Source organism: Grylomicrobium aquisgranense, assembly GCF_033971865.1.
GTDB lineage: Bacteria > Bacillota_I > Bacilli_A > Erysipelotrichales > Erysipelotrichaceae > Bulleidia > Bulleidia massiliensis.
Genome location: NZ_JALBUR010000024.1, coordinates 20,036 through 29,924, shown reverse-complemented (window position 1 = coordinate 29,924; position 9,889 = coordinate 20,036). Strand labels below are relative to the sequence as shown.

Annotated in this window: 7 protein-coding genes; 4 read left to right on the top strand and 3 right to left on the bottom strand. The window is 44.3% G+C overall.

Annotated elements, in window-relative coordinates; genetic code table 11:
• Window positions 1-142 precede the first annotated feature (142 nt).
• Entirely contained in the window at window positions 143-295 is a 153-nt protein-coding gene (locus MOZ60_RS08745) for a hypothetical protein (RefSeq protein ID WP_370596389.1), read from the top strand.
• 54 nt (window positions 296-349) lie between these two features.
• A complete protein-coding gene (locus tag MOZ60_RS08740; RefSeq protein ID WP_370596388.1) occupies window positions 350-661 on the top strand; it encodes a macro domain-containing protein in 312 nt (103 codons plus the stop codon).
• A 97-nt stretch (window positions 662-758) separates the two neighbouring features.
• On the opposite strand, the gene pdxR is transcribed toward MOZ60_RS08740, so the two are convergent.
• A complete protein-coding gene (gene pdxR, locus MOZ60_RS08735) occupies window positions 759-2,135 on the bottom strand; it encodes a MocR-like pyridoxine biosynthesis transcription factor PdxR (protein ID WP_370596387.1) in 1,377 nt (458 codons plus the stop codon).
• Window positions 2,136-2,240: 105 nt separating this feature from the next.
• On the opposite strand from pdxR, the gene MOZ60_RS08730 reads away from it, so the two are divergent.
• Together MOZ60_RS08730 and MOZ60_RS08725 are read left to right on the top strand one after the other, a co-directional pair.
• Window positions 2,241-3,725, top strand: a complete 1,485-nt coding sequence (locus MOZ60_RS08730) for an aldehyde dehydrogenase family protein (protein ID WP_277654871.1) — start codon at window positions 2,241-2,243, stop codon at window positions 3,723-3,725.
• A gap of 218 nt (window positions 3,726-3,943) precedes the next feature.
• Entirely contained in the window at window positions 3,944-6,199 is a 2,256-nt protein-coding gene (locus MOZ60_RS08725; RefSeq protein ID WP_370596386.1) for an ATP-dependent helicase, read from the top strand.
• 677 nt (window positions 6,200-6,876) lie between these two features.
• Here MOZ60_RS08725 and MOZ60_RS08720 read toward each other — a convergent pair.
• Together MOZ60_RS08720 and MOZ60_RS08715 are read right to left on the bottom strand one after the other, a co-directional pair.
• Window positions 6,877-8,331: a restriction endonuclease subunit S gene (locus MOZ60_RS08720; protein ID WP_370596385.1), complete on the bottom strand. Its 1,455-nt coding sequence runs from the start codon at window positions 8,329-8,331 to the stop codon at window positions 6,877-6,879.
• A 1-nt stretch (window position 8,332) separates the two neighbouring features.
• Window positions 8,333-9,832, bottom strand: coding sequence for an HsdM family class I SAM-dependent methyltransferase (locus MOZ60_RS08715; protein WP_370596384.1), 1,500 nt, complete (start codon window positions 9,830-9,832; stop codon window positions 8,333-8,335).
• Between the last annotated feature and the right edge of the window lie 57 nt (window positions 9,833-9,889).

The window sequence follows — 9,889 nt, the reverse complement described above, 5'->3', positions numbered from 1 at the left end:
CTTGGACAATCACCATTCTAGATAGATGGGGTGCTTCTTTCTATAAGAAGCACCGGCCTTCCTCCCGCATAGCGGGAGGTTTTCTGTTTCGCACCTCTTCGGTGCTCAACAGCGCTCCTACGCATAACAAAATACAATTGCTATGATCCTCATCGCAATTGCATTTGTCATCAGTATGATCCTCTATGTGGCCTATTACAAAATGGAACCCATGAAAGCATACTATGCTGCCATGGTGCCATTGATCACAGAGGCCATCAGTATGGCTATTGTCACTGTGATGGCATTTGTTTAAGATAGTCACAAGAGAGGCTCAATACTATGGCTGATAAACTTTGTGCCGCTTCCTATGATTGGTGGAGGCACAGACAGTGCGATCTATGCAGCGGCTGGCAAAGAGCAGTTACTTGCAGAAAGAAAAAGGATTGGTAAGATCCTGCCGGGTCAGGCAGTTTCTACCAAGGCATTTGCACTGGATGCCAGGTATATTATTCATGCCGTTGGCCCTTCCTGGATTGATGGAAAACATGGTGAAAAGAAGATTCTGGAATCGTGTTACAGGAATTCATTACACCTGGCAAAGCAGCTTGGCTGTACCAGTATTGCTTTTCCTTTGATTGCAACTGGTGTTTATCAGTTTCCAAAAGATCTGGCAGGGTAAGGAGATTATAAAGCTGCTTTCAGTCACAGAATAATCGTTCATGATCAAAAAGTGATTCTTCTGTATCTGGGGAATCACTTTTTCTGATGCATATTCTTCAGTCAATAACCTGCTGCAGCAGGCTGAGAGCCTTTTGGATTTTGTCATCCGGGATGGCAGCATAATTGATAATGAATACCCGCTCATTGTCTTTATGGCTGCCATGCCAGAATGACAGGTACATGCCTGCTTCATCTGCTTTCTGGACGAGCTGCTGTTCTGTTTTACTGGTGTGAATATGCAGCAGGAAGTGTGTACCGGCACCATATTCTTCAATCTCTGTTTTCTGCATCAGTTCCTTATCATTTCTAAGGGCTGCCAGGACCTTCTGTCTGTGCTTTCGATAATACGTTAACAGTCTGTCCAGATGTCTTTGGAAGTAGCCTTCTTCCATGAACTCTGCCAGGGCATACTGCTCGAAGGTAGAAACAGAGTTGGCATAGAAGCCGATGTTGTTCTCATAGGTCTGTAACAGATCATCCGGCAGGATCATGTAGCTGATGCGTAATGATGGGATCATGGTCTTGGAGAATGTATTCATGTAGATGACCTTGTTTCTGGTATCTTCTGAAAACATTGTCTTCTTATAGCCGCCGTCATAGCGGAATTCACTGTCATAGTCATCTTCGATAATGTACCTGTCTGGCTTTGCATTGACCCATTCAAAGAAGGCAATGCGCTGATCTACCGGCATAGCTCTGCCAATAGGAAAGAGATTTGCTGGTGACAGCTGGGCAATGGTGACATCTTTGGCCAGCTGATCAGGCTTCATGTTTTCCTGTTCAAGCGGTACTTTATCAAAGCGGATGTTCAGATGCTTTGCAATCGAGGCAAAGGTATGCGTACCGGTATCACCTGCTGCGATTACAGTGTTCTGCGGCAGGATCATCAACAGTCTTGTATAAAGATATTCCGTACCGGCTCCAATGATGATATTGGCTGGATTGACAGCCATGCTGCGTGAAGTATAGAGATAGCGGGCAATGGCAGCACGCAGCTCATACAGCCCCTGCCATGGCACTGTCTGGCTGAATGTATCATTGGAATAACTGAGTGTATTGCGCATACATCTGGACCATTGGGAAAAGGGGAAGAGTCTGGTTGAGACAGAATTTGCCTTGAAGTCAATCTCATAGACTTTCTCCTTTTTAGGATCATTGGCAGGGATGGAGAATGGCTCTGTCTGTTTCATACGGTAATTGATCTTCTTGACGTAATAACCGCTCTTCTCTTTGACATACAGCCAGCCTTCATCCGTTAACAGCTCATAGGCTTTCTTTACGGATGTGATACTGATGTTCAGCTCGGCTGCCATTTCACGCCTGCCTGGCAGTTTCTGGTCCGGTTTAAGATGGCCGTTGATGATATCCTCACGGATCCCTTCATACAGCGTCTCGTATTTGAATGTGTCTTTCGAAAAATGATAATCAAACATATCTGGTACCTTTTTATTTTATTTATCTGGCTCTTTTGAAAGGACCAGATGCTCTGTATGCTTACAGTGTACCAAGTAGTTAAGAGAAAACAAAGGAGGTTTTCCATGAATACAGAATTGAGAAACAGATATGGTTTATTTATCGACGGACAGTTCGTTGAACCGGGCGCAGGTGAATATTTCAAAGTTTATAATCCTGCCACAGGTGAACTGCTGTCAGAGGCTGCTGAGGCTACCAAGGAAGATGTAGACAAGGCTGTCAAGGCTGCCTGGAAGGCATTCCCGGCGTGGCGTGACACTGAACCGGCAGCACGTGCTGCGATCCTTGATAAGATCGCTGACATCATTGATGCCAATACAGAACTGCTTGCCAGAGTTGAGACAATGGATAACGGCAAGCCGATCCGTGAGACGATGGCAATAGACATTCCGTTATCTGCCAAGCACTTCCGCTACTTTGCAAGTGCAGTCAGAACCCAGAAGGGATCTGCAACCGTATTGGATGGCGGCATGCTCTCCATTGAACTGCGTGAGCCGATTGGTGTTGTCGGACAGATTGTGCCCTGGAACTTCCCATTCCTGATGGCAGCCTGGAAGCTGGCACCGGTATTGGCTGCTGGTGACTGCACTGTCTTCAAGACATCGTCTTCCACACCGTTATCCGTCAATGTCCTGATGGATCTGATCAAGGATGTTGTCCCGGCTGGTGTCATCAATGTCATCTCCGGCAAAGGCAGCAAGGCTGGTCAGTACCTGCTGGATCATCCGGATCTCAGAAAGCTTGCCTTCACAGGTTCTACCGAAGTTGGCTACAGCGTTGCCAAGGCAGCCGCTGACAAGCTCATTCCGGCAACCCTGGAACTTGGCGGCAAGAGTGCCAACATCTTCTTCGATGACATGAACTGGGATCAGGCACTCGATGGCGCAATGCTTGGCATTCTGTTCAACCAGGGCCAGGTATGCTGCGCAGGATCCAGAATCTTCGTTCAGGATACCATCTATGACAAGTTCGTCGCTGCCCTGGCTGATCAGTTCAGCAAGGTAAAGCAGGGTGATCCGCTCGATCCGGAAACACAGATCGGTTCTCAGATCAACGCCGGCCAGGTCAAGAAGATTCTCTCCTACATTGACATTGCCAAGGAAGAAGGGGCAGTCATTGCTGCAGGCGGCGTCAAGAATAACGACGGCGATCTTGCCAAGGGTAACTTCGTTAAGCCTACGCTGATTACCAATGTCACCAATGACATGCGTGTTGCCAGAGAAGAAATCTTCGGACCGGTGGCTGTTGTCATTAAGTTCCATGATGAAGACGAAGTCATTGCGATGGCAAATGACAGTGAATACGGCCTTGGCGGCGGTGTCTTCACAAAGGATATCACCAAGGCACTCAGAGTTTCCCGCAAGGTAGAAACCGGCAGAATGTGGGTCAATACCTACAATCAGATTCCGGAAGGTGCACCATTCGGCGGTGTCAAGAAGTCCGGTATCGGCAGAGAGACAGATCTTGCCATCCTCGATGCTTACACAGCCAAGAAGAATATCATGATCAATCTCTCTGATGCGCCATCTGGATTCTTCCCGACAAAGTAACGCATTAACTTATTAACTAACTTCATGACTCGTTCATAAATATCTCTTGTCCTATTGAAAGCAGCTCCTGCATGGCCAGTCAACTGGCAGCAGGGGCGGTTTTCGTTTGCATGCAATAAAGACCAAGTTGTTTTCAGGTTATCAAAAGTAAGAACAGATTCTGTGCCTGACAGGAAAGCTGTGGGATAATTGAGGCATAGAGAGGCGATCATCAACACATGGATGAAGAATCATTTCTGAAAAAATATACACCTGGATTCAGCAGTCAGCAGATCCAGGCAGTTACCACCGTTGATGGACCCGTCCTTTTACTAGCTGTTCCTGGATCCGGAAAAACAACTGTTCTGATTGCAAGAATAGGCTATATGATCTATGTCAAAAACATTGATCCACGTTCCATTCTGGTCATGACATATACAACTGCCGCAGCAGATGAAATGAAGAAACGATTTGCGAAACGGTTTGGACAAGAACTGGCAGACAATATTACGTTTAAAACAATTAATGCCTTGTGCTATTTGATTATCAACCGATATTCGAGATATTACTCGCATCATCAGGTTTTTACTTTAGTGCAAGAGAATCAGACAGGACAATTGCTAAGAAGAATTTATCAAAAGTATACAAATGAATACACAACGGACAGCATTCTGAAGGAAATACGAACTGGCATCACATATGTAAAGAATATGATGCTGGAAGATAACGAGATGAAAGAACTGAAGTTCAGTTTTGATCATTTTGATGATATCTACAATGACTATCTCAGTGAAATGAAAAAGCATAAATGGATGGACTATGATGACCAGCTTGTCTATGCCAGATTATTTCTGATGAGAGTTCCTGATCTGTTGAAGGATTATCAGCAGAGATTTATGTACTTTTGTATGGATGAAGCGCAGGATACATCCCGTATTCAGCATGAAATCCTGCATCTTCTTGCTGAAAAAAGCCAGAATGTTTTCCTGGTTGGTGATGAGGATCAGAGTATTTATGGATTCCGCGCAGCGTATCCGCAGGCACTTCTTCACTTTACAGAAAATTGGGAGAATGCGAAAGTTCTGCTGCTGGAAGACAATTATCGATCCACCGGCAATATCATTTCCGCTGCATCAGATTTCATTTCCAGAAATATGTTCCGCCACTCTAAGAATATGAAGGCAGTACGACAGGAAGGCGAGCAGATTCACATTATTGAGCTATCTGGAAGAAGCGGTCAATACAGGTGGCTGTTGGAGAAAGCAAGGGAAAACAAGGATCAATTTGCCGTTTTATACCGTAATAATGATTCAGCAATTCCTCTTATTGACATGCTGAATAAGAATGGAATCTCCTTTCATATGCGTGCCAATGATGCGTTGTTCTTTTCATCACGCATTGTAAATGACATCCGGGATATCATAACCTTTGCGTACTGTCCGGATAACCGTGAGATTTTCCAGAGAATCTACTATAAATTCTCTTTGCAGATTTCTAAGAAAATAGCAGCAGAAGCAATTGAAATGAGTGCGGCTTCAGGCAATTCCATTTTGTTTGAAATGGAAAACAGTCCGGATTTACAAGACTGGCTGAAGGCAAAAGTTGTTCATCTTGATCAGCAATTCAAGAAACTCACAGGCATCCCTGGTAATCATCTAATTGATTACATTACGATGAATATGGATTATTCCTCATATGCAGGCAGTCAGAATCTGGATTTATCCAAGATAGATATTCTGAGACAAATTGCAGATGCGCAGAAGGATGGCCAGGCATTCCTGAACAGACTGGATGAATTGGAGAGTTTTATCAGCAATCATCAAAATTCTAACGATGCAAAACTGAATCTCAGTACGATTCATTCATCCAAAGGCCGTGAATATAATAATGTCATCATGCTGGATGTCATTGATGGCATTCTTCCTTCGAAAAGTGATGATATTCAGATTCAGCAGGAAGAAAGAAGACTGTTCTACGTCGGTATCACGCGCGCTAAAAATTCACTGTATCTGTTTCATATCAAGAAAGAATCACAGTCTTTTAATACCGAAATCATCTCAGGACTTCCAAAGGAAGTGATTGATCAAGATGATCTATTTGCCTCGCTGCCAAGAGATCTCAGTGGACGCTCATATACGGATGCATCAGGCCGTAAAGCTGTCATTATCGGACAGTGCGGTGATGAAATTCTGCTGGAATATTCTGATCATCAGATTGTATTTACGAATCTTTCAGAAATGCTGAAAAACAGAAGACATGTATACTCGAAAAAGGAACACGCAAAGAAACGCAATATGAATAACAGCCATAACAGACAAAAAACTAATTTAGCTCCAGGCATGCAGATTCAGCATAAAAAGTATGGACTTGGCAGGGTAAACAGGATATTAAATGGAAATGCATATGTAGCCTTTAAAGATGAAACGCGCATTTTCAAAATTAATACACTCTTTGAAAAACATCTGATCGAGATCGTTGATGAAGGATGGTATTAGGATGTTCGGTATGATTGCAGAATGAAAGCAGAAGATTCATATCGAAACTCCCCAAACATCAGATACTTTATTGAATAAGCATCAGATTCCGTATGATTCATATCATTGCATGCAATAAGTAAAACCAGCAGATATCTGATGATATCCGCTGGAACACTTTATATATACATATTCGCATAATGGAGGAACTCAATAACTGTCAACTTTTTTCATAAGAATATGGCATAGCCTGAAGCGAAGCAACAGGCCATGTGAGCAGTCATTCAGTGGCAGTTGAGTAAGCAGTTTCGATACATTGTGTGAAGCATCAGAAGAGCCAAACAAGGCTTTTTTGTTCTGTGATAAACTACTATGAAACCTCAATGGTGAGGTGAGGTAAGGTGAAGAGGAAGCGCTATGGTAAAGGTGAAACCGAACGGTGTAACTGTTGTGGATCAGGCGGAAATCTTTAATCTTCGTGTGTGTAAATTTCAAAAACACCTCGAAAATGCCGTGTTTACGCACTTTTGAGGTGTTTTACCTTTTTTTGGATGAATTACACACACTTTTTCGTGGTAGAAATACCGGCTTCTGTAATCAATAAACGCATTGTGTGTAATTTCGGTTATGGAAGAAGAACCGTCAATGGCTCTCTGCTAAGAGAAAGGAGAAGCGAATGCCGCTTCTCCTCATTTTAGTTATGCTGCCATCTTCTCCAACTGTTCGCACAGCGGCAGAAGCTGATCAAGTTTGTCGACGATACGCTGCTGTTCTTCGATGGGTGGAAGAGGGAGCGGTTGGGTCACAAGGCCGGACTTTTTAAGGTTATAGAAGGCCTGTCCAGACTTGTGAATGTTTGGCTTACACATCTGCTTGTTAAAATCCGAATTGAAGAAATACATTAAGTATCTCGGATTAATAAGACCGAAGTCTTTACTTCTAAGAATATACACAAAACCGCCGGCAGTTGTGTTTGGAAGTTCCTTGTCGATGTAAGCCACCTTGCACATTTTCTCCATACTCGTCACGGATGGAGACAGTACATCACCAATCTCAAGTTTCGTATGTTTATCACGATATGATACATAGACATCATTATCAAATAGACCGTATTTGTAATTGTCTAAGATATTTCCACCACGAAGTATTCGTAATGCGCCGCTGTTTGCAGCGCACTGTTCTTGCTTGCTGAATGAAAGACCTGTCATGACATTAACTACAGAACCAAGCTGATTCCATTGCCAACTGTCCGGAATATCCAGAAGATTGTCTTCGTCTTCAAAACTATCTGGGCTGACTTTCTGAGCCGTATCACTTTCCAACTGTTCCGTCAACTTACCCTGCATCGCCGCCTGCAGAATGGCATCCTTCATATTTCCGGGAAACGCCTTCTGAAGTTCGGCGAGTTCTTTTTCAATTTTCTCGTATTCATCGATTTTCGCCATCAGTTCATCGACTTTGGCAACGATACGGGCTTGTTCTTCGATGGGAGGGAGAGGAAAAAGAAACTTCTTAAGACTGTCTGCAGCCAAGTTCGGTTGGGCTGTTCCGTTGTCATATTTACGAATTTCTGCTGAAAGAAGAGGTGAATCGAGATAGTAAAACAAATACTTGTCATCACATATAGCACTAATATGCCTGATTATGACTAAAGATGAGGCGATTGCACCTTTTTCAAACTGGAATTTCCCATGTTTACCAAGCGACCCGCGAATACACATCACCGTATCGTTTGTTCTTAATTTTCCTGCATTCAGTTTTTCGTATTGTTCTTCAGAAAGATAGAGAAGATTATCATCTACTTCGACATCTTTACCATTAAGGTTTAATGCACTGATAAACGGAATACTTCCTTCCTTTTTCAATGTGTTTTTCGCAGGATAATTCTTTCCCCGATCTCCATTAAGAACTGAAAAGATTTCGTTGAACCTCACCCACGTCCATTCATCTGGAATTTCAAAAGGAGTTTCACCAACGGGCAAAATCAGATCATTTTTTATCTCTTTTTCGGCAATTTTTGTGTTTCTTGTATATGAATTATTTTTAAGCGCAACATAGACGCTACTGTCAGATTTTTCGCGGTTTGTAAGTCGCCCTTCAAAAGCCGCCTGCAGCACCGCATTCCGAAGATCCTGTGCTAATACATGAGGCATATTACTTCACCCCCAGAAGATCCAAGATTTCCTTCAGCTTGGCATCCATTTCCGCATCCAGCGCTTCGCGCTTTTCAATAAACGCTTTGATCGTATCTTCCGGAGACAGAATAACCTTTTCTTCAACCGGATAACCACAGAAGTCGATGTTGTAACCGTTCGCTTCGATTTCGGCGATCGTGTACTTTTTGGACTTCCAGGTATCTGGCATATCCTCGTGAGTCTTCTCATCGAGGATCTCGGCACGGTTATCCCACCATTCGTCAACCGGTGCGAAGTGTTCACGCTTCATCGGCTTTGTCTTGCTGAAGTGCTTGTATCCTTCCGGCATATCCAGACGGTAGAACCAGGTTTCTTCTGTCGGACCGGTCTTATCGAAGAACAACAGATTCGTCGCAATGGACGTATACGGTGCGAAACAGGACTGCGGCAGACGGATGACCGTATGCAGATTGCACTCCTTCATCAGGTACTTCTTGATAGCTACTTTGGCATTGTCATTGCCGAACAGGAAACCGTCCGGCACGACCACGATTGCGCGACCATTCTTTTTCAGACGCCTCACTGTCAATGCTACGAACAGGTCTGCGGTCTCCGAGGAACGCATATCTGCCGGGAAAGCAAGTTTATCGCTGTCAGATGCCACACCGCCATAAGGGGGATTGAGGCACGCGACGTCTACCAGATCATCACCGTAGTATTCGCTGAAGTTCTTGATATCCAGGGAGTCACCATACCGGATATTCGGCAGGTCGATTCCGTGTAACAGAAGATTCGTAATGCAGAGACGATACGGCATAGGCTTGAATTCGCCGCCTCTGACGGACTTTTGCAGCTGATAGAAGTCTTCATTATGACCGAGACGAACCTGCGTTCTGAGGTTTTCAATCGCGTCTACGAGAAAGCCTCCGGTACCGCAAGCCCAGTCGGCGACAGTTTCGCCAAGCTTTGGATGAACCTTATCAACGCCGAACTTTGTAATTGCCTTGACTGTGTGGAACTCGCCATATTTGCCCATTGCCTGCAGGCCATCCAGCAGACTCTCATACATTTCGGAGAACTGGTGGCTGTCATATGCTTCTCCAAGGTCCACTTCATTGAACATATTGACGACTTCGCGGAGATAGTATCCATTTTTCATCAGGTTGGTCGCATCGCCCATAACCTGCTTTACCAGCAGTGCACGGTCATCTGTGCTGTCAAAAATAACTGTCGCCTTACCATTCACTTCAATGGCATCGCCCCTGAGAACCGGGATAAGCTTCATATCAACGAACGAAATCAGTTCCGGACCGGTCAGCTGGTTCTTGACGTCCGGTTCTCCGTCTTCATTCAGCGGATTCGCCCAGTCTCTCCAACGATATCCTTTGGGAATGACCGGCTTGTAATCGTCATCCAGTTCATTTTCCTCTTCCTTGTAATCGAAAATCTTCAAGAAGATCAGCCATACAAACTGTGCCAGTCTCTGAACGTCGCCATCGACGCCTGGGTCCTTACGCATTACATCCTGTAATCTCTTAATCAAAGTGGCTAAACTCACTTGCTTCACCTCATATTT